We start from the raw sequence: 26389 nt of genomic DNA, 5'->3' as shown, positions 1-26389 counted from the left end.
ACAGCCTGTCGTTTCCAGGCGATCGCTGCTGCTCAGGCCGCCATAGGGCGTCACTACCCGGCGCGGAAGACTCGGCGCTGCGCTCCAGGGCCACGGCATAGCCCTGGACTTGCGTCACCTCAGCGTGTGAAGCTCTGGGCGTTGCCGGCGTCGACATTGATGATGTTGCCGGTCGACTTGGCTGACATGTCGGAGGCGAGGAAGTAGACCGCCTCGGCGATGTCCTCGGGGAATACCGAGCGCTTCAGCATCGAACGCTTGCGGTAGTGCTCCTCGAGTTCGTCCGGCTGCATCGCATAGGCTGCGGCACGCTGTTCGCGCCATTCGCCGGTCCAGATCTTCGAGCCGCGCAGCACGGCGTCGGGGTTGACGGTATTGACCCTGATCTGGTGCTCCGCCCCTTCGAGCGCCAGGCAGCGGGCGAGATGGATCTCGGCCGCCTTCGCTGTGCAGTAGGCCGCCGCATTGGGCGAGGCGGCAAGCCCGTTCTTCGAGGCGATGAAGACGATGTTGCCGCCGAGCTGCTGCTGCTTGAAGGTCCGGAAGGCCTCGCGCGACACCAGGAAATAGCCCTTGGCGAGGATGTCCATGTTGCGGTTCCACATGGTGAGTTCCGTATCCTCGATCGGCGCCGACGACGAGATGCCAGCGTTCGAGACCAGGATATCGACGCCGCCGAACTCGACGGAACTGTCGGCATAGGCCGAAGCCACGCCGGCTTCGTCGGTGACATCAAGTTGCACCGGACGCACGAAATCCTTGCCGAAGACCTTGCCCAACTCGTCATGGGCAGTGGCCAGCGCCGTATCGTCGATGTCGGCGAGCACGACGCAGGCACCCTCGCGCAGAAGCCGGACTGCGGTTGCCTTGCCGATGCCGCCGGCGCCGCCGGTGACCAAGGCAATCTGCCCGGCCAGCGACTTCGGCTTGGGCATGCGCTGGAGCTTGGCTTCCTCGAGTAGCCAGTATTCGATGTCGAAAGCCTCCTGTTCGGGCAGGCCGACATAGGTCGACACCGCCGAGGCGCCGCGCATGACATTGATGGCGTTGACGTAGAACTCAGCCGAAATCCTGGCGGTCGCCTTGTCGGCGGCGAAGGTGAACATGCCGACGCCGGGCACCAAGTAGACCACGGCGTTGGGATCGCGCACGGCGGGCGAATCCGCATGCTTGCAACGATCGTAATAGTCCTGGTAGCCGGCGCGGTAATCGTCCAGTGCCTTGGGCAGTGCGGCAACCACGGCGTCGACATCAGGCTTTGCCGGATCGAAGGCGATCACCAGCGGCCTGATCTTGGTGCGCAGGAAATGGTCGGGGCAGGAAGTGCCGAGCGCCGCGAGGTCGCTCAGGTCGTGCGAGTTGACGAACTCCAGCACGGCATCGCTATGGTCGAAATGACCGAGCTTGCGCACACCTTGTTGCGAGATCATGCCGCGGATGCGGGGCATCAAGCGCGCAGCGATTGCACGGCGTTCGACCGCCGGCAACGACTTCACGGCCGTGCCGCCGAAAGCCGGCTTGCCCTTGGTCTCGCCCTCGAACCAGCCAACGGCCTTGTTGATGGTATCGATGGTGGTCGTGTAGCATTCCTTGGGCGTGTCGCCCCAGGTAAACAGGCCATGGCTTTCGAGCACGACGCCCTTGGCCGTCGGGTTCTCCAGGCAGAACTTCTCCAGCCACAGCCCGAGCTCGAAGCCCGGCCGCTTCCACGGCAGCCAGCCGATCTCGTCGCCGAAGATCCTGGCGGTCAGTGCCTTGGAATCCTTGGCCGCGGCGATCGCGATGATCGCGTCGGGATGCATGTGGTCGACGTAAGCCCTTGGAACATAGGCATGAAGCGGGGTGTCGATGGAGGCCGCGCGCGGGTTGAGGTTGAAGGTGCAGTGCGGCAGGTAGCCGACCATCTCGTCGTCATGCGCGAGGCCGCGATAGAGCCCCTTCAGAGCCCTGAGCTTGTCCATGTAGAGCGTGGCGAAGCCACCGAGCTTGATCGAGGCGCTGTCGCCGCCTGACCCCTTGACCCATAGCACCTCGACCTCGGCGCCGGTCAGCGGATCCTGCTGGATGATCTTGGACGAGGTGTTGCCGCCGCCATAGTTGGTGACGCGCTTGTCCGAACCCAGGATGTTGGAGCGATAGACCAGCCGCTCCGGCTCGCTCATGGCGGCGGCCTTCGCGTCGTCCCACAGATTTGCAAGCCGCGTGGAGTTGGTGTCGGGCATGTCGGATTCCTCCCGGCGCGAGATCGGGCGCCGCTCTCGTTTGGCCGTAAAATCAGGCCAAGCCATGCGGTTTGTCAATCGCAAAAAGATTGAACTTTGTCATTGTGCGGCGCAATATGATCTAGCTGCAGCGCGATATGAGCAATTTTCGTCACAAACCGCTTGCGCAAGAATCTGATTTGCGTAAGTTAGCTCATGGTACTGCCTTTTCGCGAAGCCATGGGAGGTGTTTTCGTGAACGACATGGTCCGCCAACGGCAGATCGTCGAGCTCTTGCGCGACAGACCCTTTGCTTCAGTGCGCGAGTTGCAGGAGCATCTCGGTGTTTCCGCGGCCACCGTGCGGCGCGACATCGACAAGATCGATGAGGCTGGTGGTGCCCGCAAGGTCTATGGCGGTGTCTCCGCGCTTGATGGCGCAGCCCAGGGCACGGCATTCGCGCGGCCATATGACGAGAACCGCGATCTGGCCGTCGAGCCCAAGCGGCTGATCGCCGAGCTTGCCGCGACCATGGTTGCCGATGGCGACGCGGTGATCGTCAATGGCGGTTCGACCTGCTTCCATCTCGGCGTCATGCTGGCCGACCGCAATGTCCGCCTGTTCACCAACTCCATGCCGCTGGCCGGTTATCTAGGCGAGCACGGCAAATGCAGCCTGACACTTGCCGGCGGCGAGCTGCATCGCGAGCCGCGGGTGATCTACTCGCCGTCGCAGCCGATCAATTTCTACGCCTCCAAGTTCTTCCTCGGGGCGCAAGGGATCAGTCCCGACGGTCTGCATGAATCGCATCCGCTGATGGTGCGCTCGATCCAGGAACTCAGCCGCAATGCCGACCAGATCGTCGTGCTGGCCGACAGCCGAAAATTTTCGATCCATGCCCGCAATGCTGCCTTGCCGCTGTCGCGTGTCGGCATGCTGATCACCGACGACGGCCTGTCCGACCAGCATGCCAAGATGCTGGAGAGTGCAGGCATAACGCTTCGCATCGCTTCCAACGGGGGCGCGGCATGAGCGGCGCGCTCGCAGTCTTCGATCTCGGCAAGACGAACTCCAAGCTGTTCGTGTTCTCGCCCGATGGCACATTGCTCGACGAACGCCGCACCAAGCCGATCTGGCAGGATTTTCACGGGCGGAGCGTGCTCGACGACGAACGGCTGTTCGCCTGGATGAACCATGAATTGGCCGAGGTCGCAGCGACGCACGACGTGACGCGGCTGACGATATCGGCCCATGGCTGCGCCTTTGCGCTGGTGCGCGGCAACGAGCTCCTGCATCCGATCCTCGACTACGAGCAGGAAATTCCCGATGCGGTTGCCGATGCGATCGACCCGATCCTGCCCGACTTCGCCGAGACCTATACGCCATGGCTGCCTCTAGGCTTTTCCATTGCCCGCCACATCTATTGGCTTGAGGTTGAAGAGCCCGAGGCTTTCGCCGTGACCGAGGCGATCCTTTGCTATCCACAATACTGGGTGTGGCGCTTCAGCGGCCGCAAACTGGCCGAATGGTCCTATCTCGGCGCACACAGCCAGCTCTGGGCGCCGCTCGAGCGGGACTACAGCTCGCTGGTCGAGCGGCTTGGCTGGCGGGACAGGTTTCCGGCGATCGCTCCGGCTGGCGGGGTGGTCGGTGAAGCCAAGGTAACCTTGGCCGATGGCAGCACGCGCGCCATTGCTGTCCACAACGGCGTGCACGACTCCAATGCGGCGCTGGCCTACTACCGCATGACGGGGCTGAGCGACTTTACGCTCGTCTCGACCGGCACCTGGGTCATCATCATCAATCTCGACTGTCCGCTGGGCGCGCTCGACCAGGAGCGCGACATGATCGCCAACGTCACCGTCGATGGCGAGCCGGCGCCGTCGCTGCGCTTCATGGGCGGGCGGGAATACGATCTCATCAGCGAAGGCTGGAACAAGCCGATCACGCAAGGTGCGGTCGAGCGCGTGATGGAACGCAGCGTCTTTGCCATGCCGTCATGGGCAGCCGGCGGACCTTTCCTGGAGACGAAAGGGCAAATCGTCGGCGGCGAGGTCAGCGGCGAGGAGCGGGCGGCGGTTGCCGTCCTCTATGTCGCCATGATGACCGATCTGTCGCTCGACCTGATCAAGTCGGAAAATCTCCTCGTCGTCGATGGTGGCCTGGCGAAGGTCGATCTGTTCACCGCGATGCTGGCGCAGTTGCGCCCGACCCAGACCGTCGTGCGCTCGACGATGAGCGAAGGTTCAGCGACGGGTGCCGCCGCGCTGGCCTTCAAGGCGCTCGGCCTCAAGCCGTTTAAGGACGAGACCGTTCCCGTGACCGCAAGCCATATTCCCGGGCTTGACGACTACCGCGCCCGTTGGCGCGAACTGGCCGACGGCGCGCGGGCCGATGCGAGGTCTGCGAAGTCGGAAGCGAAGGCGGCGAGCCGATGAGCACCGCCTATGTCAGCCTCGCGGGCATGTCCAAGTCCTTCGGCGGCGTGAAGGTGCTGAAGGAGGTGAACTTCGACGTCCGTCCCGGCGAGGTGCACGCGCTTCTGGGAGAGAACGGGGCCGGCAAGTCGACGCTCATCAAGATGATGTCGGGTCTCTACACACCCGATGCCGGCACGATTACGGTAGATGGCAGGGAGGTGAAGTTCTCCTCGACCCGCGATGCGGCCGCGGTCGGCATCGCCACCGTCTATCAGGAATTGCTGCTTTTCCCTGAGCTGTCGGTGGCCGAAAACGTGTTCCTCGGCAACTATCCGCGCACAGCCTTGGGCGTCATCGACTGGGCCGAAGTGCGCCGCCGCACCCGCGATCTGCTCGACCAGCTCGACACCTACGATCTCGACGTCGATGCCAAGGTGCTCAGCCTGTCGGTCGCCCAGCGCCAGCGTGTCGAGATCGCCAAGGCGCTGAGCAAGAATGCCCGCATCCTGATCATGGACGAGCCGACCGCATCGCTGGTCGAATCCGACGTGCAGCGGCTCATGATGATCGTCAGGCAGCTGCGGGAGCGCGGCGTCGGCATCGTCTATGTCAGCCATCGCATGCCCGAGATCTTTGCGCTTGCCGACCGGGTGACGGTGCTGCGCGACGGCGCCCATGTCGCCACCAGGGGCATCGGCGAGGTCGACGAGAACCAACTGGTCTCGATGATGGTCGGCCGTTCGATCGAGAGCCTGTTCCCCAAGGCCGACGCAACCATCGGCGAGACCGTTCTTCGGGTGACGAACCTCAATCACGGCCGCCACGTGCGCGACATCTCCTTCGATCTGCGGCGTGGCGAGATCCTCGGTATTGCCGGCCTCGTCGGCAGCGGCCGCACCGAGCTGGCGCTGACGCTGTTCGGCATGACGCCGGCAACCTCTGGCGAGATCGCCATGGAGGGCAAAGTGGTTCGTATCGGATCGCCGCGCCAGGCGCGCGATCTCGGCATTGCCTATGTGCCGGAGGATCGCGGCCAGCAGGGGCTGGTGAAATCCATGGCCATCCGCAAGAACGTGTCGATGGCGACCATCGAGCGGCTGTCGTCGGGCATCTTCATCAAGGCCGGCGAGGAAGCGCAGCGCGCGCTCGACGCGGTTAAGCGGCTCAGCATCCGCTGCCGGAACATCGGCCAGCCGGTCGGCGAGCTCTCGGGCGGCAACCAGCAGAAGGTGGTCATTGCCAAGTGGCTTGAGACCATGCCGAAGGTGCTGATCCTCGACGAACCAACCCGAGGAGTCGATGTCGGCGCCAAGGCCGAGATCCATACGATCATGGGGGAACTGGTGAAGCAGGGCGTGGCCATCATCATGATCTCCAGCGAACTGCCTGAGGTACTCGGCATGAGTGACCGCGTCCTGGTGATCAGTGGCGGCCGCATTACCGGCGAGATCGCCCGTGCAGAAGCGACGCCGGAGCGCGTCGGCGCAGCAATGACCGCGCATCGCACCGGGGAGGCCGCATGATGACGACGACAGTCGAAGCGACCGCACGTTCGCGCTCGGCACCCCAGCGCCCCGGCTTCTTCAAGCGGCTGTTCGCCGAATACGGCCAGGAGATCGTGGTGCTTGCCGCCATCGTCGTCCTGTTCGCCGTGGTGACGATGGTCAACCCGCGCTTCATCAGCGCCAACAACCTCACCACCATCTTCTCGGGCAATGCCTATATCGCCGTCGCAGCCATCGGCATGGCGATGGTCATCGTCACTGGCAATATCGACGTTTCGGTCGGCGCTCTGATCGGCGTGCTGGCGACCATCTCGGGCACGCTTGCGGTCGCAGGCTATCCGATCTGGTTCGCCTGGCTGGCGCCGGTGCTGGTCGGCATGGCGATCAATGCCGTCATCGGCATCCTCGTCGCCTATGCCCGGATACCGTCCATCGTGGTGACGCTCGGCGCGCTGTCCATCCTGCGCGGCGGCCTGATCAGCGTCACTGGCGGTACCTGGATCACCGACCTGCCGCCCGACTACCTGATCGCCCAGAAACAGGTGTTCGGCCTGCCGGTGCCGCTCGTATTCATGGTCGTGCTGACAGCGCTTGCAGCACTGTGGATGCGCTACACCGCCTTCGGCCGCTCGCTCTACGCCATAGGCGGCAATGCCGAGGCAGCCCTCGCTACCGGCATTCCGATCGCCCGCCGTACCGTCGCTGTCTTCGTCATCCACGGCGCCTTTGCCGGCCTCGCGACCATCCTGTTCGCTACCCAGTTGCAGGTCATCCAGTCGACGGTTCCGCCGAATCTGGAGCTCACGGTCATCACCGCAGCCGTCATCGGCGGCGTGTCGATCCTCGGCGGTTCGGGCACGGTGATCGGCTCGACGCTTGCTACCATCCTGTTCGCCACCATCGGTTCGGCGCTGATCTTCGTCAACGTCTCGGCCTATTGGCTGCGCGCCGTGATCGGGCTGCTGATCCTGGCAACCGTCCTGGCCGACATGCTGCGCCGGCGCGGCAGAAGCTGAGGGGCTGTGAGATGAACCTGAAATTCCTCATCCGCCACGAGACCTTGCTGGCCCTGCTGCTGGTCGTGGTCCTGATCGTGCTGTCCTTCCAGTCAGACCGCTTCTTCACCGTCGACAACCTGCTCAACCAGGGCCGGCTGATGACCGAGATCGGGTTGATCGCCATTGCCATGACCTTCGTCATCGCCACCGGCGGCATCGACCTGTCTGTCGGCTCGATCCTCGGCCTCACCGCCATCCTGACCGGCGTGTTCTGGCAGAATGTCGGCCTGCCGCTGCCTGTCGCGGCAACTGCTGCGATTGCGGCGGGTACCTTCGCCGGCTTCGTCAACGGCGTCATCATCACGCGTTTCCGGGTACCGCCGCTGATCGCGACGCTGGCGACGCTGGCACTCTATCGCGGTCTTGCCGAAGGCATCAGCCAGGCGCGCTCGGTGCGCGGCTACCCCGAATGGTTCTACGTGCTTGGCCAGCAGGACGTGCTCGGCGTGCCGACGCAGCTGTGGATCCTGTTTTTCGCAGCTGTCGTCGCTTCGATCATCCTCGCCTACACGACCTGGGGCCGTACGGTCTACGCCGTGGGCTCCAACGAGGTCGCCAGCCGCTTCTCCGGCCTGTCGGTCGCAAAGACCAAGCTTGCCCTCTACACCGCCTCGGGCTTCGCCGCTGCGGTTGCCGCCGTCATCTTCGTGTCGCGGGTTTCGACCACGCGCTCCGACATGGGCACCGGCATCGAGCTCGACGCCATCACTGCCGTGGTGCTTGGCGGCACCTCGATCTTCGGCGGGCGTGGCACGATCGTCGGCACGATCATCGGCCTGTGCCTCATCCAGGCGCTGAAGAACGGCCTGTCGCTTGCCGGCGTCAAGGGTGACGGCACGATCATGCTGATCGGCGCCGTTCTTATTCTGGCGATCCTTGCCAGCAACCTCTTCGAGAGGAGCGGCACTCGAACCTAGGGAGAGAAACGTCCTTCACTGCCGCTCTAAAGTGTCCGGACGATCAATTGGAGGATGGAATGCGTAAAATAGTGTTTTCTGCGCTTTTGGCCTTGTCCATCTCGACAAGCCTCAGCCATGCCCAGTCCGTCTGGACGGGCGGCGACGACCTGCCCACCAACCCGCTGGCCTGTGACGCCACCCCGGCCACCGCGGCGGCCAAGCCTTACGATGGCGGCCAGCCGACCAATGCGCCCGACCGCAAGGGCAAGACGATCAAGGTCGTCGACGTGCCCAAGCTTATCGGCATCGGTTACTTCAATGCCACGTCCAAGGGCATCGCCGACGCGGCCAAGGAAATGGGCTCGATGGACGCCAAGACAGACGGTCCGTCCAAGGCCAACATCGACGACCAGGTCACGCTCATCGACAACTACATCACGTCAGGTGTCGACGGCATCCTGTTCGCCGCCAACGACCCGGTCGCTATTGCCCCAGTGCTGAAGAAGGCGCTCGCAGCCGGGATCAACGTTGTCGGCTACGACGCCAACTCGACGCCTGATGCCCGCCAGTGGTTCGTCAACCAGGCCGAGTTCAACGGCATCGCCAAGGCCATGGTCGATTCTATGGCCGCCGAAATCGGCGACGAGGGTGCGTTTGCCATCGTCACCTCGACCTTCACCACGCCGAACCAGGCACGCTGGATCGCCGAGATGGCTGCCTACCAGGCCAAGTGCCATCCCAAGATGAAGTGGCTTGAGACGGTCGAGGCGCAGGAAGACAACATCCTGTCTTTCAACCAGTCGAACACGCTCATCAACAAGTATGGCGACGAGCTCAAGGGCATCTTCGGCATGACCAGCGTGGCGACGCCGGCCGCTGCCGACGCCGTGACCCAGGCCAAGAAATGCGGCAGCGTCGCCGTTGTCGGCCTCGCTACGCCGAACGCGATGAAGCCCTATGTCGGCGCCGGCTGCGTCAAGTCGGTGGTTCTGTGGAACCCTGTCGACCTCGGCTATGCCGCGGCCTACGTTCTGCGCGCGACAGCCGACGGCACGCTGGCATCGGGCGCGACCTCGGTGAAGGCCGGCAAGCTCGGCGATCTCTCCGTCATCAACGGCTCGGAGATCCTGCTCGGCGCGCCGACGGTGTTCAACAAGGATAACATCAACAATTTCGACTTCTGAGGTCGAAACGGGAGACGCGCTCGCGCGTCTTTCCAATTCTCGGAGCTGGCCGGCGACATCACCGCCGGCCAGCTCCGCCACTGCAATGGAAGGGAAAAACGCCATGCCAGAATCGGCCGGCTGGCAAGCCGAACTCGAAGAGCTGAAAGTCGTGTCGGCCCGTATCGGTAGCGACCCGCTGCTGACGCAAGGCGCCGGCGGCAACACGTCTCTCAAGGTCGGCGGAACGCTCTGGATTAAGGCGTCCGGCACCTGGCTGGCGCATGCGCTGGAGCGCGACATCATGGTGCCGGTGGAGATGGCGCCGTTGATTGCTGCGGTCGAAGCGATCGATCCGGCTGCCGAACAAGCACACCAGTTTACCATCGCCGCCCTCAACAGTTCTGGCCTGCGCCCGTCAATCGAGACGACCGTCCATGCGCTGATGCCGCAGCGTGTCGTGCTGCACGTCCACTGTGTCGACACCATCGCCCATGCCGTGCGCAGCGACTGTATCGAACAGGTCGGCCCGCGTCTTGCCGGGCTCAATTGGGCTTATGTGCCCTATGCGCGGCCAGGCCTGCCGCTTGCGCTCGCCATTGCTGAACATCGCAGCCAGCGGCCGGATGTGCTGATCCTCGCCAATCACGGGCTGGTCGTTGCGGCTGAAACGGTCGCCAAGGCCGAAGCCTTGCTCGACGATGTCAAGGCGAGGCTGCGGATCGTACCGCGCGCCGCATCCGGGCCTCGTCTGGACCAGCTTGTCCAACGTGCCGCCGGCACCGGCTACCGGCTTCCACAACCAGAAGCCGCCCATGCCGCCGCAACCGACCCGCAAAGCACCGGCTTGGCCGCCAAGGGCAGCCTCTATCCCGACCATGTGATCTTCCTCGGTACCGGCTCGGTCATCGCAAGGGATGGTGAGGACGCGTCTGCCGTCGTTGCTCGCCTCGGAACATCGCCGGTCTCGATCCTGTTTCCCGGCGAGGGCATCCTGATGCGCGACGACGCGACGCTGGGTGCCGACGCCATGGCCCGCTGCCTTGCCGATGTGCTGGCGCGTGTGCAGGAAGCCGCGCCGGTGCGTGTACTGACGCTTGAGGAGCACCTCCAACTGACCGATTGGGACGCCGAAAAGTACCGGCAGGACCTAGCCCGCAGGGCCGCCGCCGAGAAGACCGCTTGAGATGAACACCCCACTTGCCATCGGCATCGACCTCGGCACGTCAGGTGCCCGCGCCGTGGCCATGACGCCTGACTTCGAGATCGTGGCGCAAGGGGCGGCAAGGCTCGCGGATTTCGGCGCCAGCCCGCGCGCGCCAAACATCTGGTGGCAGGCGGTCGAAGCGGCATTGCGCGCAGTGCTTGCCAAGGTCGACCGCGCCTGGGTCCATGCGATTGCCGTCGACGCCACTTCCGGCACGCTGCTGCCGGTCGATGTCGATGGAACGCCGCTCGCCGAGCCGCTGATGTATGACGACAAGGTGAGCGATGCGGCGCTGCTCGCCCGCATCGCTGCGGTCATCCCTGCCGAAAGTGCGGCCCATGGCGCGACCTCCGGGCTTGCCAAGGCGCTAGTGTTCCAGTCGGTGCCGGGGGTGGCAAAAGTCCTGCATCAGGCCGACTGGATCGCCGGGCGCTTCGCCGGTCATTTCGGCACGACCGACGAAAACAACGCGCTGAAGACCGGCTACGACCCGATCGACCGACACTGGCCGAAGTGGATCGCCGCGACCGGACTCCGAACCGAGCTTCTGCCGCGCGTCGTGGCTCCGGGCGCGCCGATCGAGACCATCGCGCCGGAGATGGCCAGCACCTTCGGACTGAGCGAGGAGGTCGAGATCATTGCCGGCACCACCGACGGCTGCGCCTCGTTCCTGGCGACCGGCGCCGACAGGGCGGGCGATGGCGTCACGGCTCTGGGCTCGACGCTGACGCTCAAGCTGCTTTGCGACCGGCCCATCTTCGCGCCCGACTTCGGCATCTACAGCCACCGCATCAACGGCATGTGGCTCGCCGGCGGCGCTTCCAACAGCGGCGGCAAGGTGCTGGCACATTTCTTCTCGACCGACGAGATCGCGCGGATGTCGAACGGCATCGACGCAGATATCTCGACTGGCCTCGACTTCTACCCGTTGCTCGAACCGGGCGAACGCTTCCCAGTGCTTGATCCGGCCTGGGCGCCACGTCTGGAGCCCCGTCCTGCAGACGATGCCGAATTCCTGAAGGCCATGCTCGAAGGCATCTCGGCCATCGAGAAGCTCGGCTACGACAGGCTGGCCGAACTCGGAGCGCCGCCGCTGCATTCCATGCGCAGCCTCGGTGGCGGCGCGGAGAACCCTGCCTGGACTGCGATCCGCCAAAGCAGGCTCGGCGTACCGTTCCTGCCGGCACATTCTCAGGAGGCAGCCGCTGGAACCGCCCGGCTTGCGCTGATCGGCCTCGAAGCGGTGGGGGATTTGTGATGGCCGCCCGACAGCTTTCAGGCATTCGCGACCTGGCCGACCGCTTCGAGATTTTCATCCTCGATCAGTTCGGCGTGCTGCATGACGGCACGGCCCCTTATCCCGGCGCAGTCGAAACGCTGGTGAAGCTAAAGCAAGCCGGCAAGCGGACGCTGCTGTTGTCCAATTCGGGCAAGCGCTCGGCGCCGAACGAGGCACGACTGGAAAGGCTCGGCTTCGTACCCGGCAGCTGGGATTTTTTCCTCTCCTCGGGCGAAGTCGCCTGGCAGAGCCTGCGAAAGCAGCTCGTCGGCGAAGCGGGTCTCCGCTGCCTGCTCATCGCCCGCGACGGCGACCGCTCGGCGGTCGAGGGCCTGCCGCTGACGCTGGTCGACGCAGGCGAAGAGGCCGACATCGTGCTGCTTTCAGCCAGCGAGGGCGACCGCCACGACCTCGACCATTATCGCCGGCTGCTCCAGCCTGCAGTCGCGCGAGGCGCAAGGTGCCTCTGCACCAATCCCGACAAGATCATGCTGACCTCGGTTGGCCCGCGCTTCGGCGCGGGGCGCATCGCCGAGCTCTACGCCGAACTTGGTGGTGAGGTGACCTGGATCGGCAAGCCGTTTCCCGAGATCTACGCCGCAGCGCTCGAAGTGCTCGGCGATCCCGGTCCGGCGCGCGTCGTCTGCGTCGGCGACAGCATCGAGCATGACATATCAGGCGGGCAGGGGGCTGGGCTGCGGACCGCCCTTGTCATGACCGGTGTGCTCGAGACGAGCAGCGCAGCCGAGCGGGAACGGCTGTTCGCCGAGCACGGCGCTACCCCGGACTTTCTTGTGCGGACATTTGCGTGGTGAGGCCGCTCAAGAGGAGGATTTGATGGATATGATTTCAGGCGACGCCGTCGAAAGGAGCAATGCCAACAGGGAGAAGGCCATGCGCGCCGACTACGCTTCCCTTGGCGAGCAGCTAGACCGCCGCGGCATCGCCATCGATGCCATCCTCGCCAAGGTAGAAGCCTTCGGCGTCGCGATCCCGTCCTGGGGCGTGGGCACCGGCGGCACGCGCTTTGCCCGCTTTCCGGGGCTTGGCGAGCCGCGCGACGTGTTCGACAAGATCGAGGACTGCTCTGTCATCAACCAGCTCACGCGCGCCACGCCCAACGTTTCGCTGCACATCCCCTGGGACAAGGCCGATCCGAACAGGCTGAAGCAATCCGCTGCGCGCTTCGGCCTAGGCTTCGACGCGATGAACTCAAACACATTCTCCGACGCCCGCGACCAGAAGCAATCCTACAAGTTCGGCTCGCTCAGCCACGCCGACACGGCCACCAGGCGACAGGCGGTCGAGCACAACATTGAATGCATCGAGATCGGAAGGACGCTGGGGTCGAAGGCGCTGACCGTGTGGATCGGCGATGGCTCCAACTTTCCCGGCCAGGTCAATTTCGCCCGTGCCTTCGAGCGCTATCTCGACGCGATGAAGGCGATCTACGCTGCGCTGCCCGACGACTGGCGGCTGTTCACCGAGCACAAGATGTACGAGCCGGCCTTCTATTCGACGGTGGTGCAGGACTGGGGCACCAACTACCTCATCGCGAAGGAGCTGGGCGAGAAGGCCTATTGCCTTGTGGACCTCGGCCATCACGCCCCCAACGTCAACATCGAGATGATCGTGTCCAGGCTGATCCAGTTCGGCAAGCTGGGTGGATTCCATTTCAACGACAGCAAGTATGGCGACGACGATCTCGATGCCGGCTCGATCGACCCCTACCGCCTGTTCCTGGTCTTCAACGAACTGGTCGACGCCGAGCTTTCGGGGGCGAAGGATTTTCACCCGGCCCACATGCTCGACCAGAGCCATAATGTCACCGACCCGATCGAGAGCCTGATGCTGTCGGCTGTCGAGGTGCAGCGCGCCTATGCCACCGCAATGCTGGTTGATCGCAAGGCGCTCGAAGGCTTCCAGGAGGCCAATGACGCGCTGATGGCGACGCAGACGCTGAAGGTCGCCTACCGCACCGATGTCGAGCCCATCCTTGCCATGGCGCGGCTCAACAGAGGCGGTGCCATCGATCCGGTCGCGGCCTACCGCGCCAGCGGCTACCGCCAGAAGGTCGCAGCCGAACGGCCGGCATCAGTTGGTGGCAGTGGCGGCATCGTCTGAGGGGAGGCCGGACATGCCCGAGCGCGTCGCCTTCCGCATGGTTCTCAACCCGGGCCAGGCTGCCGAATACAAGAAGCGGCACGACGAGATATGGCCGGAGCTCAGCATCGCTCTTCGCGAGGCGGGGGTGTCGGACTACACGATCTGGCTCGATCCCGAGACCAATCACCTGTTCGCAACCCTGGTCCGCACCGACGACCACACGATGGACGCACTACCGCAAACCGAAGTCAACCGCCGCTGGTGGGACTTCATGGCCGACATCATGCAGTACACCGACCGCAACGAGCCTCTGGTCGTGCCGCTGCACAAGGTTTTTCATCTGGAGTAGACCATGACTGACAAGGCACTGCGCGACGAGATGGTGTCGATCTGCCGGCGCATGAATTCGAGCGGCATCAACCAGGGCACGGCTGGCAATCTGTCGGTGCGCTCAGGCAAAGGCTTCCTGATCACGCCGTCGGGCATGCCCTACGACATCATGGGCCCGGACGACATTGTCGAGATGGATTTCGACGGCACATATGTCGGTCGCCGCCCGTCTTCGGAGTGGCGATTCCACCGAGATATCCTGAAGGCACGCGAGGACATCAGCGTTGTGCTTCACTGCCACTCGGTCTATGCGACGACGCTCGCCTGCCACCACAAGACCATTCCGTCGTTCCATTATATGACCGGCGTCGCAGGCGGCACCACCATCCGCTGCGCCGCCTATGCCACCTTCGGCACCCAGGCATTGTCCGACAATGCGCTGGTCGCGCTCAAGGACCGGCTCGCCTGCCTTCTCGGCCAGCACGGCCAGATCTCGCTCGGCACCAATCTCGAACATGCGCTGTGGCTGGCGATCGAGGTGGAGACACTGTCGCGCATGTATGTCCAGGCGCTCACCCTCGGCGAGCCGCTGGTCCTGCCCGACGACGAGATGGCGCGCGTCATCGAACAGATGCGCCGCATGAGCTACGGCCTGGCACCGGACGCCGAGGGCACCAACGACGTCGCCCGTCCGCGCTAGCTAGCCGCCGCGGCCGGTGTCTGCCGGTACTTTCACCTCCGGCATCGCGCCGATCAGCATGCGGGCATAGTCGCTTTTTGGGGCGTCGAAAATGTCGGCGCAATCGCCTTGTTCGACGATTTCACCGCGATTGATCAGCGCCACGCGGTCGCAGAGGTAACGCACCACTGCCAGATCGTGGCTGATGAAGAAATAGGTCAGCCCGAGGCGATCCTGCAGGTCGCATAGCAGGTTGAGGACCTGCGCCTGTACCGACACGTCGAGCGCGGAAGTCGGCTCATCCAGGAGCAGGAGCTCCGGCCCGGAGGCGAGCGCACGCGCGATGCAGATGCGCTGGCGCTGGCCGCCGGAGAATTCATGCGGATAGCGGTGGAGGTGCTGCGGGCCCATTCCGACGAGCGAAAGCAGCTCGGCGGCGCGGTCGCTGCGCTGCTTGCGGCTCAGGCCAAGCGTTTCGTGGTGGATCAGCAGCGGCTCGGTCACGATGTCGTGCACCGACATGCGCGGATTGAGCGAGGCATAGGGATCCTGGAACACGATCTGCACACGCGCGCGCAGCCTCCGCAACTCGACATCGGAGAGTTTCCCCAGATCCTGGCCCTGCACGCGGATGCTGCCCGAGGTCGGCGTTTCAAGATGCAGGATGGAGCGGGTGAGCGTCGTCTTTCCGGAACCGCTTTCGCCGACGAGGCCGAAGCTTTCGCCCTTGCGCACGCTGAGCGAGACGCTCTTCAGGGCATGGACCTCGGCCGATGTCCCGAAGATGCCGCGACGCCCGGGGTAGATTTTCGAGACGTTGTCGATTTCAAGCATGATCTCAGCCATGGACAAGCGCCTCCATCTCGGCCACGCGGATGCAGGCGGCGGCGTGGTCGTTGCCGACGGGAACCGCCGCCGGCATGGCCGCGGTGCAAGCGGGCAGGGCAAACTGGCAGCGCGGGGCAAAGCGGCAGCCTGGCGGCGGCACGATGAGGTTCGGCACCGAACCCGCCAGCCCGCGCAGCATGCCGCGCTTGGTTTCCCGGGTCGGGATCGCCGACATCAGCGCGCGCGTATAGGGATGAACAGGACTGCCGATCACAGCTGCGACCGGACCGCTTTCGACGATGTTTCCAGCATACATCACCGCGACATGGCTGCACGTCTGGGCGACGACGCCGAGATTGTGGGTGATCAGCACGACGCCCATGTCGAAGTCGTTGACGCTGTTCTTGATGAGCTCGAGGATCTGGGCCTGGACCGAGACATCGAGTGCCGTCGTCGGTTCGTCGGCGATGAGGAGGTCAGGCCGGCCGATCAGGGCCATGGCGATCAGCACGCGCTGGCGCATGCCGCCGGAGAACTGGTGCGGATAGCTGTCGAGCCTTGCCTGCGCATTGGGAATGCCGACACGTGCCAGCATGTCGCCGGCCAGCTTGCGCGCGGCGATGCGGCGCGCCCGCCGGCCGGCATTGGGCGGGCAATCGAGTACGCCGGCATCATGCTCCGCCGCGGCCAGCGCCACGTCGACGAGTTGTTCGCCGATGCGGAAGGCCGGGTTCAGATTGGTCGTCGGGTCCTGGAAGATCATGCCGATGCGCTTGCCGCGCAGGCGCTGCATCTGGGCCTGGCTGAGCTTGAGAAGGTCCTGCCCCTCGAGCAGGATCTCACCTGCGACGTAGTGCGCCGGCGGCGTCGGCTGCAGGCGCGAAATCGACAGGCCGGTCAGCGATTTCCCGCAGCCGCTTTCCCCTACGAGACCCCAGATCTCGCCCCGGTTCACGGTCAGGTTGATGCCGTTCAGGACATGCGCCCGGCCGTCGAAACTCGACATCTTGAGGTGGAGGTTTTGGATCGAAAGCAGAGGTGCGGTCATCTCAGCGCCTCGCTTTCGGATCGAGCACGTCGCGCAGGCCGTCGCCGAGAAGATTGAATCCGAATACCGCTAGGAACATCGCCATGCCCGGGGCCATGGCCGTCCACCAGTAGTCGGGCATGTAGGAGCGCGAGACCGAAAGCAGTGTGCCCCATTCGGGCGTGGGCGGGCGGACGCCGATGCCGATGAAGCCGAGGCCCGCCACGGTGAGGATGGCGAAGCCCATGTCGAGGGACATTTTGACGATGATCGGCGAAACGACGTTGGGCAGGATATGGCGGAAGAGGATGCGCTTGGGCGTGGCGCCGAGCGCACGTGCCGCGGTCACATAGACTTCCTCGCGCGCAGCCAGCACCTCGCCGCGCACCAGCCGCGCATAGCCGGGCCACCACGACAGGGCGATGGCGATGACCATGTTGCCGAAGCCCGCCCCAAGGGCCGCGGCGATGGCCATGGCAAGGATCAGCCCAGGAATGGTCAGCGTGAGGTCGGTCAGCCGCATCAGCACTTCGTCGACCCAGCCGCGGGCGAAGCCGGCGATTGCGCCGACGAGCGTGCCGATGGCCGAGCCGATCAGCACAACGCCGAGGCCCGCCAGCACCGACACGCTAGTGCCGGCCATGACCAGCGACAGCACGTCCTGGCCTAGCTCGTTGGTGCCGAAAGGATGAGCCGCCGACGGCGCCAGGAAGCGCGAGGCGGTATCGACGCCGCCTGCGACATGGGCGGGATAGGGGGCGAGCACGGTGCCAAAAATGGTGAAGAAGATCACCGCCGCGACCATGACCGCGCCGAGCATCGACAGCTTGCTCTGCGAAAAGCGGAAGAAGGCGCGGCGCAGCCTGTCGCGACGAGGCGTACCAGGATCTTCCGCGGTGTTCTGCTCCATCGTGGTCATGAGTAGCGGACCTTGGGGTTGATGACGCCGTAGAGCACGTCGATGATGAGATTGGCGAAGACGAAGAGCAGGCCGATGACCAGTGCCACGCCGATCACCGGCATCATGTCCTGCGACACGATGGCCTTGGTGGCGTAGAGCCCGAGGCCGGGCCAGTCGAACACGGTCTCGACCAGCACCGTGCCGCCAAGCAGCCAGCCGAAATACAGTCCGATCACGGTCAGCGTCGCCGAGACCGCGTTGCGGGCGACGTATTTGGTGATGATCTTCCTGGATGGGAGGCCGAGTGCGCGGGCGGTCATCACATAGTCCTGCTGCATCACCTCGATCGTCGAGGAGCGCATCATGCGCATGATGGTGGCAAGCGGCGAGAGCGACATGGCGATGGCCGGAAGCGCGAGGTGGCGCAGCGACATGACGAAAGCCGTCCAGTTGCCCGCGATCAACGAGTCGATCGTCAGGAACCCGGTCACGCTGGGCGGAGGGATGACGACGATCGGCAGGCGGCCGCCGAGCGGCAGCCACATCAGCCACATGGCAAAGCAGAGCTGCAGGAGCAGCCCGAGGAAGAAGCGCGGCATGGAAATCGCGCCGATCGCGCCGACCTGGGCAAGATAGTCCGGCCAGCGGTTGCGCCACACTGCGGTGACGAGGCCGAGCGGAATGCCGACCGCGACGGCAATGATCATCGCGGCGAAAACGAGTTCGAGCGTGGCGGGAAGGTAGGCGGCAATGTCGGTCGCGACGGGACGTCGGGTGAGGAGCGACGTGCCGAAGTCGCCATGGGCGAGGCCCGACACATAGTTGGCATACTGCGTCCAGACCGGCTTATCGAGGCCGTATTCCACGGCCAGCGCCGCGATCTCGGCCTGGGTCGCGTTCGGACCCGCGGCGAGCGCCACCGGATCACCCGGGAGAAGCCGAGCGATGGCGAACATGATGATCGTCAGCCCGATGATGACCGGTATGAGCAGCAGGAGTCGCCGCAGGATGAAACGCAGCATTGCCGATGTCCTCTGTTTGGGGCTTTGGCGGGCCCGGAGGCCCGCCAAAGAGTCGACTTAGCCGAGCGACAGGCCCCACGCCTCGATCGCGTTGGAAGCGACCGGGGTGAAGCTGTAGCCCTTGACGGCGTCACGCATGGCAAGCTTGCGGCGTTCCACCACGCCGAAGACGTCGGGCGCGTCGTCGACAACCTTCTTCTGAAACTCGCCGTAGATCGCCACGCGCTTGGCCGGATCGATCTCCTTGCGCCCGGCTTCGATCAGGGCATCGACTTCCGGGTTGTTGTAGACGGCGTTTTGCCAGGCGCCGTTGCGCGACGAGTGGTAGGCTGCATAGGCGATGTTGTCCGGGTCGCCGTAGTTCGCCGTCTGGTAGACCGGGAACAGGTCCGGGAAAGTTTCGGGCAACTTGCAGGCGGTCACCATGTCGGGCCAGTTCATGGGCACGATCTCAAGGTCGATGTTCAGCTGCTTGAGGCTGTCGAGCATGATGAGCGCCCAGCGGCGCTGCTGCTCGAGGCCCGAGACGTGGTACATCTTGAGCTTGAAGCCGCCTTCCGGCTTTGCCGACTTCGCCATGTACTCCTTCGCCTTGGCGAGATCGGTACGATAGGCGACGAGATCGGGATTGAAGCCGAGGATGCCGTTCGGCAGCGGGCCGGTCATCAGGTCGGCATAACCCGCGGCGTCGAGGACCGCCTGATAGTTCGTGGCATAGGAGATCGCCTTGCGCAGGTTGATGTCGGCACAGGGACCCTGCTGCGTGTTCATCTTGATCGAGAAGGTACGGTATTCCGGCTCGATGATGCTGACAACGCCGGGTGCATCCTTCAGGGCGTCCATGTCCTCGCTGGTAAGATCGGTCGCGAGATGGGCTTCGCCGCGCTGGATCAACAGCCGCTGCGTCGCGGTTTCACGCGCGATCTGCCAGATGACGCCTTCGAGATTGCCGCCGCCGGCCTGCCACGCCTCGGGTGCACGGGCCAGTTGGTAGAGCGTGCCGACCTCGAAGCGGGCGACTGCGAACGGGCCCGAACCGGCAGTATTGGTCATCAGATAGGTCTCGCCGGAGTCGCTGCCGAGATTGGCTTCGACCACCGCCTTCTCGACGATGAAGATCCACGGCAGGACCTGCAGGAACGGCGCGAACGGCGTTGCGAGTTTGAATTTCACCGTGCCGGCGTCGGGCGCCGTCACGCCTTCGGCGGAGACGATGTCGCGGATCATCCACGAATTGCCCTTCGCCAGCTTCAGCGCGCGGCCGAAGGAATAGACGACGTCGTCGGCCGTCACGGCATTGCCGGAATGGAACTTCGCGGCCTTGTTCAGGACGAAGGTGTACTCCGTTCCGTCGGGGCTGACCGTCCAGCTCTCGGCAATTCCCGGGGTGGGCACGGGCGGATTGCCCGAGATGCGCACCAGCGGGTCGTAGACGTTGCGCATGAAGAAGGACGCCGAATAGCCGGTTGCGGTGTGCGGGTCGAAATTGGGGATGTCCTGGCCGGCGGCGATGATCAGGACGCCGCCCGACTGCGCGAAGAGTGCGCGGGGGAAAACGGTGGTGGCGAGGCCCACGCCGGCCAGGGCCAGCAGGCCGCGCCGCGAGATATTGAAATGGTCAGTCATTGCATTGCTCCATGTCGGATGTCTGGTCGTCATTGCAAAATGGGGCGGCGCCTGATCGGCCGGGCGCCGCCTTGTAGGCTCGGACTTACGCCCAGGCCTTGTTCTCCTGAAGCGCGGCGGAACCGGGAGTTCCGGGCTCCTTGCGGTAGTTGAGCGCCACATGGTCCGGCGTCACGAAACCAAGTGCGAGATCACGGGTGATCGCCGCGGGATCGCGTTCCGCCGAATTGCCGTAACCGGAGCCCCCGGCAAGGACGAGTTCCACCACCTGGTCGGTGCGGTGCAGTGAAACCAGCTCGCCCGTGCCGCAATCGCGCAGCACGCGGCCATCCGTGGAAAGAACGCGTCCGCGCGCCCCGCCGCCGGCCTGTCCGCCAAACAGGCCATCGATCGGATTGTCGACGCCTTCTGGGTAGACGGATACGAGCATCTCCAGGCCGTCCTCGTCACGCTTGCGGAAGCGCAAGGCCTGACCGAGTCCGCCTCGCATCTTGCCGGAGCCGCCGCTGTCGGGAAGGAATGCCTTCTCCAGCACCAGCACCGGCACGCGGCTTTCCATCAGCTCGATGGAGGTGTTGGCCGCCGATGTCGGCCAGAGCAGGGAGGAATGGCCGTCGCCGCGCTCGGAGCCACCCTGACCGCCACCGCAGAAGAGCATGTCCGAGTAGAACTGCCCGTCCTTGGTCTGGCCGTAGACATTCGCGGCCACGGCAAGTCCGGTGAAGGACTGGACCATGTCCGGCGAAGCCGAGGCGAGTGCCGCGAAGATGTTCGGCGCGAGATACCAGCCGGTGCGCGTGCGCAGGTTCACCGCTGCCGGATAGGTCGGGTTGAGGATCGACCCTTCCGGCGCACTCACGGTGAACGGGCGATAGCACCCGGCATTGCCGCGCACCGTCGGCGTCAGCATGCACTTCAACGGATAGGTCGCGTGGGCCGCCGTGTAGTTCAGCGTCGAATTCAGGCCACCCTGCGGCAGTTGCGGCGGGGCGCCGTCGAAATCGACGGTGATGCTGTCGCCTTCGACCTTCACCAGAACCGGATAGGTGATCTTTTCGCCGAGCGGGTTGTTGGTGATGACCGAGCGGTAGTCACCGTCGGGCAGCGCCCGGATGGCGTCGCGCATGGCTTTTTCCGACAAGCCCTGCACGACCTCGGCCAACGCGCCCAGGTCATGCATGCCATAGTCGTGCATGAAGGCATCGAGACGTTCCGCGCCGAGCTTGTTGGCTGCGACGAAGGAGAAGATGTCGCCCAGGACCTGGTCGCCGTTGCGGACGTTCTGGCGGATGAGCTGGATCAGCGTCTCGTTCGGCTTGCCTTCCTCGAAGATCTTCATCGGCGGGATCTGCAGGCCTTCCTCGTAGATCTCGCGGGCATGGAGCGAGTCCTTGGTGCCGCCGATATCCGAGACGTGGCCGACAGTGCCCATCAGGCCCACCAGCTTGCCATTGCGGAAGGCCGGTGTGACGATGGCGATGTCGAACAGATGACCGGCGCACAGCCACGGGTCGTTGGTGATCAGCACGTCGCCGGGCTTGAGCGTCTCGGCGGGGTAGCGTGCCAGCAGCGCCTTGACCGCGCGGGGAAGCGTCAGGTTGAAGACCGGCATCGCGCGCGGGCTGTGGGCCAGTGTTTCGCCGTCCTTGTCGAGCAGTTCGCAGGCAAAGTCCTGCGCCTCGGCGATGACCAGCGAGAATGCGGTCCGGCACACGGTGAGCCACATTTCCTCGACGACGTTGACGAGGCGCGACCACATGATCTCGAGGCCGATAGGGTCGGCCTTGATGCGGGCCACCGCTTCTGCCCTCGTCATGTCAGCAGTGACGAACGCATCGGCGGCCTTGAGCGCGCCGACCTGCACGCAAAGATTCTGGCTGGCGTCGATCGTCACGCTATCCGACGGGCCGACGACGGTGGTGGATTCCCGCTCCTCGATGATTGCCGGGCCGGGGATCGTGTCGCCGGTTCGCAGCGCGTAGCGGTCGTAGACCGCAGTCTCGAACTCGCCTTCGTCGAACCAGCAGACGCGGTGACCCTTGACCCGGGCTGCCGTATCGCCGCCACCGGTGGCGCCGGTGAGCGAAAGCTGCGGCGTGGGGCCGGCGACGCGAACGCGGAAGTTGACGGATTCGAACCGCGCGCCCTCGAAAGGCTCGGCATAGCGGGCGGAATAGGCGCGAACGAATGCTTCGCGAATGGCGGGCAGGTCGGCTTCGCCGAGCGTGGTGTTGGGGAGCGGCACGCTGATGTCGTGCATCTGCCCGACAAGGCGCATGTCGGCGCTGCGCTCGACCACGATATCGGCTGCCGCGATGCCAGAACGGGTAAGCTGGTGACGTCCCTCGTCTTCGAGGCCCGTCAGCACGCCATTGGCGGCTTCCGCGTCAAACCCTGATTTCAGCTCGACGCGCAGCGACCGCACGCCTTCGAAGGACAAGGGCGCTGCAAGGAAACCGAGCGCCGATGCAGCACCCGATGCCGGCGGGATCAGGACGGAGCTGATGCCCATGGCGCGCGCCACGTCGACCGCATGGGCCGGACCGGCGCCGCCGAAACCGACCATGGAGTATTCACGCGGATCCTTGCCGCGCTCGACCAGGTGCACGCGCGCGGCCGAGGCCATGCTCTCGACGACCACCTTGTGGATGCCGAGGGCAGCTTCTTCGATGGTCAGGTTCAGGGGCTCAGCCACGCGCGAAATGGCTGCACGGGCGGCCTCGAGGTCGAGCTTCATGCGACCGCCGAGGAAGAAGTTGGGATCGTAGTAGCCAAGCGTGAGGTTGGCGTCGGTAACCGTCGGCTGCTTTCCGCCCATGCCGTAGCAGGCCGGGCCCGGGTCGGAGCTCGCGGAATGAGGGCCTACCTTCAAGAGGCCGACGTCGTCGATGGCGGCGATCGAGCCGCCGCCGGCGCCGATCTCGATCATTTCGATCACTGGCGCCTTGATCGGCAGCCCCGAGCCCTTGACGAAGCGGTGGACGCGCGCGGCTTCCATCATCGGCGAGATTTCGGCGCGGCCGTTCTCGATCATGCAGGCCTTGGCGGTCGTGCCGCCCATGTCGAAGGAAATCACGTCGGAAAGCCCGGCTGCCTGGCCGAACAGCGCGGTGGCGAGCCCGCCGCCCGCAGGGCCGCTTTCCAGCAGGCGGATCGGGAAGTCTCGTGCGGTTTCCAGGGACATGAGCCCGCCGGCGGAATGCATGAGCCGCAGCGAGCCCGTGAAGCCTGCGCTGCGCAGCGACTTCTCCAGCTTGGTGAGATAGCGGTGCATCAAAGGCTGCACGAAGGCATTGGCGCAGGTCGTGACCGTGCGCTGGTATTCGCCCATTTCCGCCACGACCTCGCTCGACATTGAGATCGAGAGATCAGGGAAGGCGGCGCGGATGATGTCGGCGGCGCGGCGTTCATGCGCGGTGTTTGCGTAGGAATGGATGAAGGCAATCGCGATGGCCTCGCAGCCCTGCGCGACCAGCGATTTCGCGGCCAGCAGAACCTGTGCCTCGTCGAGGGGCGTCTCCACGTCGCCGCCGGCAGTCATGCGCTCATCGACTTCGAGGCGCAGGTCGCGTCTGACCATGGGATCGGGGAAGGAAACGAAAAGGTCGTAGATGTCGTAGCGCTGTTCCGTTCCCATCTCGAGCAGGTCGCGGAAACCGCGCGTCGTGATGAGGCCGACCGGCGCGCCCTTGCGCTCGATGACGGCGTTGGTGACCAGCGTGGTGCCGTGAACGATCTCACCGACATCCCGGTGCGTGATGTTCTGCAGGGCAAGCAGCTCCTGCAGGCCAAGAAGTGCGGCCTGGGAGGGGTCGTGAGGCGTGGTCAGGCGCTTGTGAAGCGTGACGGAGTGGTTCTGGCTGTCGTAAAGCACGAAGTCGGTGAAGGTCCCACCAATGTCGAACCCGACGCGCCAGCGGTTGGGCAGATCACTCATTACATGATGTCCTTTTCTTCAGATCCGGGGTGCGACGAAGGCGCTGTCGCCAAGGTCCTCGGCAATGCGGGCCGCACCTTTGGCGAGGGCAGCGATCATCTCGTCGCGGCCTTTGATGTCCACGAGTGCGTGGGGGTAAACGATGCAGAGGCTGACGGCTTCGTCGGTGCGGGGGTCGGCGACCGATATCGCGATGGCGTCTACCCCAGGTGTCGCCTCCTGGCTCGAATAGGCGAAGCCTTGGTGCCGTACCTTCATGAGCTGTTCGGTGAGATCGGCCAGCGCGCCATGTCCGGCGTAGAGTGCATGGACTGCCTCGTCGCCAAGTCGCGCCAGCAGCGAGCGGCCGGTAGCGCTGAGATGGGCAGGCAGGCGCCGGCCGATGTTGCTGACGACGCGCAGTGCGTTGGTGCCCTGGAAGTCGGCCACGGCAGTCACTTCCTTGCCGTCGCGCACGGAGATGTATCCGGTATGGCCAAAGGTGGTGCTGGCTTCGCCGACCACTTCGCTGGCGCGGCCGATCAGTAGCGAGGAACGACGGTAGGCCGCGGCAAGGTCGAGCATCAGGCGGCCAGGGCGATGCCGGTGGCTGTCGCCGATCGTCTCCAGCATGTTCGCTTCGCGCATCGCCTTCAACAGGCGCGACGCATTGGCCTTCGGCATGCCGAGCAGCTTCACGACGTCCGAGACCGTGAGGTCGGGACAGTCGTTGCCGAAACACCTCAGCACATCCGCGGCGTTGTTCAGGACCGACATTGCTCCTCCGAGTCGTTCCATTAAATGGAACTCTGGTTCCACTTTATGCAACCAATGCTCTCGTCTGTTCATTCGGTCAAGTTAAAAAATGAGCCGACTTCCCGATGCTACCGGGCAGGCGGCATCGGGGATCGCAAAGGCAATGCTCCGCCGATCCCGGCAGTGATGCCGGGATCGAGCGAAGTCCTCAGATCAAGAAATTGATTTTATTGGGCGCAGTCGCCTCAGGCGGCGCCGCGCACCTCGACGAGCCGGGCCAGAAGGCTGGCGCCGACGGGCAGGATCGTGTCGTCGAAAATGAATCCGGAATTGTGCAGCGGAACGGTTCCGCCATGCCCCAGATTGAAGAAAGCACCCGGAACCACGCGCAGGAGATCGGCCATGTCCTCCGATCCCATCGTCAGTTCTGCGTTCGGCTGTGCCTTGTCGCCGACGATCTCCTGGGCCACCTCGATGAGGTTGCCCACCCGCTCCGGATCGTTCGAGAGGACGTCGAAGATGTTGCGGATGTCGGCCACGATCTCGATCTCATGGGCGAGCGCGAAGCCGGCGCAGAGCTTGCGGATGCGGTTTTCGATCATCACGCCGTCGGCGTCGTCGAAATAGCGGAAGGTGCCGCGCAGGATCGCCGTTTCCGGAATGACGTTGTAGGCGGAGCCGGCGTGGAACTGCGTGACCGAAACGACGGCGGGATGCGTCGGGTCGGTGTTGCGCGAGACGATCTCTTGCATCTCCTTCACCAGACCTGAGCCGATGGTGATCGGATCGCGGCTTGCCTGGGGCATGGCCCCGTGGCTGCCGCGGCCATGCAGGGTGATGTCGAAGAAGCTGGCGCCGGCCTGTGCCTTGCCCGGCCGGATCGTCAGCTGGGAGTGCCCCTGGTAGGGAGAATTGTGCATACCGTAGAGCTCGTCGCAGGGGAAGCGGTCGAACAGGCCGTCGCGCAGCATGGCCCTCGCGCCGCCAAGGCCTTCCTCCGCCGGCTGGAAGATCAGCACGGCACGACCTGCGAAATCGCGATTGCCGGCGAGATAGCGCGCTGCGCCGAGCAGCATGGTGGTGTGGCCATCGTGACCGCAGCCATGAAACACGCCGGGGTTCTTCGACGCATAGGGCAGGTTGGTCAGCTCATCCATCGGCAGGGCATCCATGTCGGCGCGCAAGCCAATGCTGCGCCCTGGCCTGATACCCTCGATGACGCCGACCAGGCCGGTTCCACCGATGCTGCGCTCGACGGTGACGCCCCAGCTTTCAAGCAGTTCCGCCACCCGTTGGGAGGTGCGATGCTCCTCGAAGCCGAGTTCGGGATGCTGGTGGAAATCCTGACGTATCGCGGTGAGATCGTCGGCGAACTGGGCGATCTGTTCAATCACAGGCATGGCGGACCGTCATTGTTGGCTTTGCCCGTCTGTGGCACTGGCGTCTTGTGAAGGCAAGCGTTTCGT

General features: G+C 64.6%; 21 protein-coding genes. 12 read left to right on the top strand and 9 right to left on the bottom strand.

Going from position 1 to position 26389, the window contains the following annotated elements; all coding sequences use genetic code 11:
• Nucleotides 1-119 precede the first annotated feature (119 nt).
• Complete coding sequence (locus WHT83_RS25370) at nucleotides 120-2222, bottom strand: bifunctional rhamnulose-1-phosphate aldolase/short-chain dehydrogenase (RefSeq protein ID WP_341878608.1); 2103 nt, start codon at nucleotides 2220-2222, stop codon at nucleotides 120-122.
• A gap of 234 nt (nucleotides 2223-2456) precedes the next feature.
• On the opposite strand from WHT83_RS25370, the gene WHT83_RS25365 reads away from it, so the two are divergent.
• From WHT83_RS25365 to WHT83_RS25310, 12 genes are all read left to right on the top strand, one after another.
• The gene (locus tag WHT83_RS25365; protein WP_341878607.1) at nucleotides 2457-3233 is read left to right on the top strand and encodes a DeoR/GlpR family DNA-binding transcription regulator; all 777 of its coding nucleotides are present in this window, start codon (nucleotides 2457-2459) and stop codon (nucleotides 3231-3233) included.
• A complete protein-coding gene (locus WHT83_RS25360) occupies nucleotides 3230-4639 on the top strand; it encodes a carbohydrate kinase (protein WP_341878453.1) in 1410 nt (469 codons plus the stop codon). Before WHT83_RS25365 ends, WHT83_RS25360 begins: the two co-directional genes overlap by 4 nt.
• The gene (locus WHT83_RS25355; RefSeq protein WP_341878452.1) at nucleotides 4636-6144 is read left to right on the top strand and encodes a sugar ABC transporter ATP-binding protein; all 1509 of its coding nucleotides are present in this window, start codon (nucleotides 4636-4638) and stop codon (nucleotides 6142-6144) included. The genes WHT83_RS25360 and WHT83_RS25355 overlap by 4 nt, the downstream gene beginning before the upstream one ends.
• Nucleotides 6141-7142, top strand: coding sequence for an ABC transporter permease (locus WHT83_RS25350; protein ID WP_341878451.1), 1002 nt, complete (start codon nucleotides 6141-6143; stop codon nucleotides 7140-7142). The genes WHT83_RS25355 and WHT83_RS25350 overlap by 4 nt, the downstream gene beginning before the upstream one ends.
• 11 nt (nucleotides 7143-7153) lie before the next feature.
• On the top strand, nucleotides 7154-8101 hold the full coding sequence (locus WHT83_RS25345; protein WP_341878450.1) for an ABC transporter permease: 948 nt from the start codon (nucleotides 7154-7156) through the stop codon (nucleotides 8099-8101).
• 59 nt (nucleotides 8102-8160) lie between these two features.
• The gene (locus WHT83_RS25340) at nucleotides 8161-9267 is read left to right on the top strand and encodes a substrate-binding domain-containing protein (RefSeq protein ID WP_341878449.1); all 1107 of its coding nucleotides are present in this window, start codon (nucleotides 8161-8163) and stop codon (nucleotides 9265-9267) included.
• Between the two features lie 103 nt (nucleotides 9268-9370).
• The gene (locus tag WHT83_RS25335) at nucleotides 9371-10432 is read left to right on the top strand and encodes a class II aldolase/adducin family protein (protein WP_341878448.1); all 1062 of its coding nucleotides are present in this window, start codon (nucleotides 9371-9373) and stop codon (nucleotides 10430-10432) included.
• A gap of 1 nt (nucleotide 10433) precedes the next feature.
• Nucleotides 10434-11711: an FGGY-family carbohydrate kinase gene (locus WHT83_RS25330; protein WP_341878447.1), complete on the top strand. Its 1278-nt coding sequence runs from the start codon at nucleotides 10434-10436 to the stop codon at nucleotides 11709-11711.
• Nucleotides 11708-12547 (top strand): TIGR01459 family HAD-type hydrolase, encoded by an 840-nt coding sequence (locus WHT83_RS25325; RefSeq protein ID WP_341878446.1) that lies wholly within the window; start codon nucleotides 11708-11710, stop codon nucleotides 12545-12547. Before WHT83_RS25330 ends, WHT83_RS25325 begins: the two co-directional genes overlap by 4 nt.
• Before the next feature lie 28 nt (nucleotides 12548-12575).
• Nucleotides 12576-13856 (top strand): L-rhamnose catabolism isomerase, encoded by a 1281-nt coding sequence (gene rhaI, locus WHT83_RS25320; RefSeq protein WP_406874085.1) that lies wholly within the window; start codon nucleotides 12576-12578, stop codon nucleotides 13854-13856.
• A 13-nt stretch (nucleotides 13857-13869) separates the two neighbouring features.
• Nucleotides 13870-14187, top strand: a complete 318-nt coding sequence (gene rhaM / locus WHT83_RS25315) for an L-rhamnose mutarotase (protein ID WP_341878444.1) — start codon at nucleotides 13870-13872, stop codon at nucleotides 14185-14187.
• Nucleotides 14188-14190: 3 nt separating this feature from the next.
• Complete coding sequence (locus WHT83_RS25310; RefSeq protein ID WP_341878443.1) at nucleotides 14191-14868, top strand: class II aldolase/adducin family protein; 678 nt, start codon at nucleotides 14191-14193, stop codon at nucleotides 14866-14868.
• On the opposite strand, the gene WHT83_RS25305 is transcribed toward WHT83_RS25310, so the two are convergent.
• The 8 genes from WHT83_RS25305 to WHT83_RS25270 all read right to left on the bottom strand — a co-directional run bounded on the left by WHT83_RS25305 (nucleotide 14869) and on the right by WHT83_RS25270 (nucleotide 26323).
• Complete coding sequence (locus tag WHT83_RS25305; protein WP_341878442.1) at nucleotides 14869-15693, bottom strand: ATP-binding cassette domain-containing protein; 825 nt, start codon at nucleotides 15691-15693, stop codon at nucleotides 14869-14871.
• Nucleotides 15686-16723 carry an ABC transporter ATP-binding protein gene (locus WHT83_RS25300; RefSeq protein WP_341878441.1) on the bottom strand — a complete coding sequence of 346 codons (1038 nt, stop codon included), beginning with the start codon at nucleotides 16721-16723 and terminating at the stop codon, nucleotides 15686-15688. The genes WHT83_RS25305 and WHT83_RS25300 overlap by 8 nt, the downstream gene beginning before the upstream one ends.
• Nucleotide 16724: 1 nt before the next feature.
• Nucleotides 16725-17621: an ABC transporter permease gene (locus tag WHT83_RS25295; RefSeq protein ID WP_341878440.1), complete on the bottom strand. Its 897-nt coding sequence runs from the start codon at nucleotides 17619-17621 to the stop codon at nucleotides 16725-16727.
• The gene (locus tag WHT83_RS25290) at nucleotides 17618-18625 is read right to left on the bottom strand and encodes an ABC transporter permease (protein WP_341878439.1); all 1008 of its coding nucleotides are present in this window, start codon (nucleotides 18623-18625) and stop codon (nucleotides 17618-17620) included. The genes WHT83_RS25295 and WHT83_RS25290 overlap by 4 nt, the downstream gene beginning before the upstream one ends.
• 57 nt (nucleotides 18626-18682) lie before the next feature.
• Nucleotides 18683-20251, bottom strand: coding sequence for an ABC transporter substrate-binding protein (locus tag WHT83_RS25285; protein ID WP_341878438.1), 1569 nt, complete (start codon nucleotides 20249-20251; stop codon nucleotides 18683-18685).
• Nucleotides 20252-20336: 85 nt separating this feature from the next.
• A complete protein-coding gene (locus WHT83_RS25280; protein WP_341878437.1) occupies nucleotides 20337-24188 on the bottom strand; it encodes a hydantoinase B/oxoprolinase family protein in 3852 nt (1283 codons plus the stop codon).
• An 18-nt stretch (nucleotides 24189-24206) separates the two neighbouring features.
• Entirely contained in the window at nucleotides 24207-24944 is a 738-nt protein-coding gene (locus WHT83_RS25275) for an IclR family transcriptional regulator (RefSeq protein ID WP_341878436.1), read from the bottom strand.
• Between the two features lie 224 nt (nucleotides 24945-25168).
• Nucleotides 25169-26323, bottom strand: a complete 1155-nt coding sequence (locus tag WHT83_RS25270; RefSeq protein ID WP_183263932.1) for a M20 aminoacylase family protein — start codon at nucleotides 26321-26323, stop codon at nucleotides 25169-25171.
• Between the last annotated feature and the right edge of the window lie 66 nt (nucleotides 26324-26389).

It is taken from the genome of Aminobacter sp. P9b (assembly GCF_045345995.1).
GTDB classification, from domain to species: Bacteria; Pseudomonadota; Alphaproteobacteria; order Rhizobiales; family Rhizobiaceae; genus Aminobacter; species Aminobacter niigataensis.
The sequence above is the reverse complement of the archived record's forward strand: the minus strand, read 5'-3'. Positions and strand labels throughout refer to the sequence as shown.

Excerpts from the sequence above, each read along its gene's own strand:
- WHT83_RS25370 (WP_341878608.1), bottom strand. The coding sequence starts at position 2,222 with ATGCCCGACACCAACTCCACGCGGCTTGCAAATCTGTGGGACGACGCG.
- WHT83_RS25360 (WP_341878453.1), top strand. The coding sequence starts at position 3,230 with ATGAGCGGCGCGCTCGCAGTCTTCGATCTCGGCAAGACGAACTCCAAG.
- WHT83_RS25355 (WP_341878452.1), top strand. The coding sequence starts at position 4,636 with ATGAGCACCGCCTATGTCAGCCTCGCGGGCATGTCCAAGTCCTTCGGC.
- WHT83_RS25350 (WP_341878451.1), top strand. The coding sequence starts at position 6,141 with ATGATGACGACGACAGTCGAAGCGACCGCACGTTCGCGCTCGGCACCC.
- WHT83_RS25345 (WP_341878450.1), top strand. The coding sequence starts at position 7,154 with ATGAACCTGAAATTCCTCATCCGCCACGAGACCTTGCTGGCCCTGCTG.
- WHT83_RS25340 (WP_341878449.1), top strand. The coding sequence starts at position 8,161 with ATGCGTAAAATAGTGTTTTCTGCGCTTTTGGCCTTGTCCATCTCGACA.
- WHT83_RS25335 (WP_341878448.1), top strand. The coding sequence starts at position 9,371 with ATGCCAGAATCGGCCGGCTGGCAAGCCGAACTCGAAGAGCTGAAAGTC.
- WHT83_RS25330 (WP_341878447.1), top strand. The coding sequence starts at position 10,434 with ATGAACACCCCACTTGCCATCGGCATCGACCTCGGCACGTCAGGTGCC.
- rhaI (WP_406874085.1), top strand. The coding sequence starts at position 12,576 with ATGATTTCAGGCGACGCCGTCGAAAGGAGCAATGCCAACAGGGAGAAG.
- rhaM (WP_341878444.1), top strand. The coding sequence starts at position 13,870 with ATGCCCGAGCGCGTCGCCTTCCGCATGGTTCTCAACCCGGGCCAGGCT.
- WHT83_RS25310 (WP_341878443.1), top strand. The coding sequence starts at position 14,191 with ATGACTGACAAGGCACTGCGCGACGAGATGGTGTCGATCTGCCGGCGC.
- WHT83_RS25305 (WP_341878442.1), bottom strand. The coding sequence starts at position 15,693 with ATGGCTGAGATCATGCTTGAAATCGACAACGTCTCGAAAATCTACCCC.
- WHT83_RS25300 (WP_341878441.1), bottom strand. The coding sequence starts at position 16,723 with ATGACCGCACCTCTGCTTTCGATCCAAAACCTCCACCTCAAGATGTCG.
- WHT83_RS25295 (WP_341878440.1), bottom strand. The coding sequence starts at position 17,621 with ATGACCACGATGGAGCAGAACACCGCGGAAGATCCTGGTACGCCTCGT.
- WHT83_RS25290 (WP_341878439.1), bottom strand. The coding sequence starts at position 18,625 with ATGCTGCGTTTCATCCTGCGGCGACTCCTGCTGCTCATACCGGTCATC.
- WHT83_RS25285 (WP_341878438.1), bottom strand. The coding sequence starts at position 20,251 with ATGACTGACCATTTCAATATCTCGCGGCGCGGCCTGCTGGCCCTGGCC.
- WHT83_RS25280 (WP_341878437.1), bottom strand. The coding sequence starts at position 24,188 with ATGAGTGATCTGCCCAACCGCTGGCGCGTCGGGTTCGACATTGGTGGG.
- WHT83_RS25275 (WP_341878436.1), bottom strand. The coding sequence starts at position 24,944 with ATGTCGGTCCTGAACAACGCCGCGGATGTGCTGAGGTGTTTCGGCAAC.
- WHT83_RS25270 (WP_183263932.1), bottom strand. The coding sequence starts at position 26,323 with ATGCCTGTGATTGAACAGATCGCCCAGTTCGCCGACGATCTCACCGCG.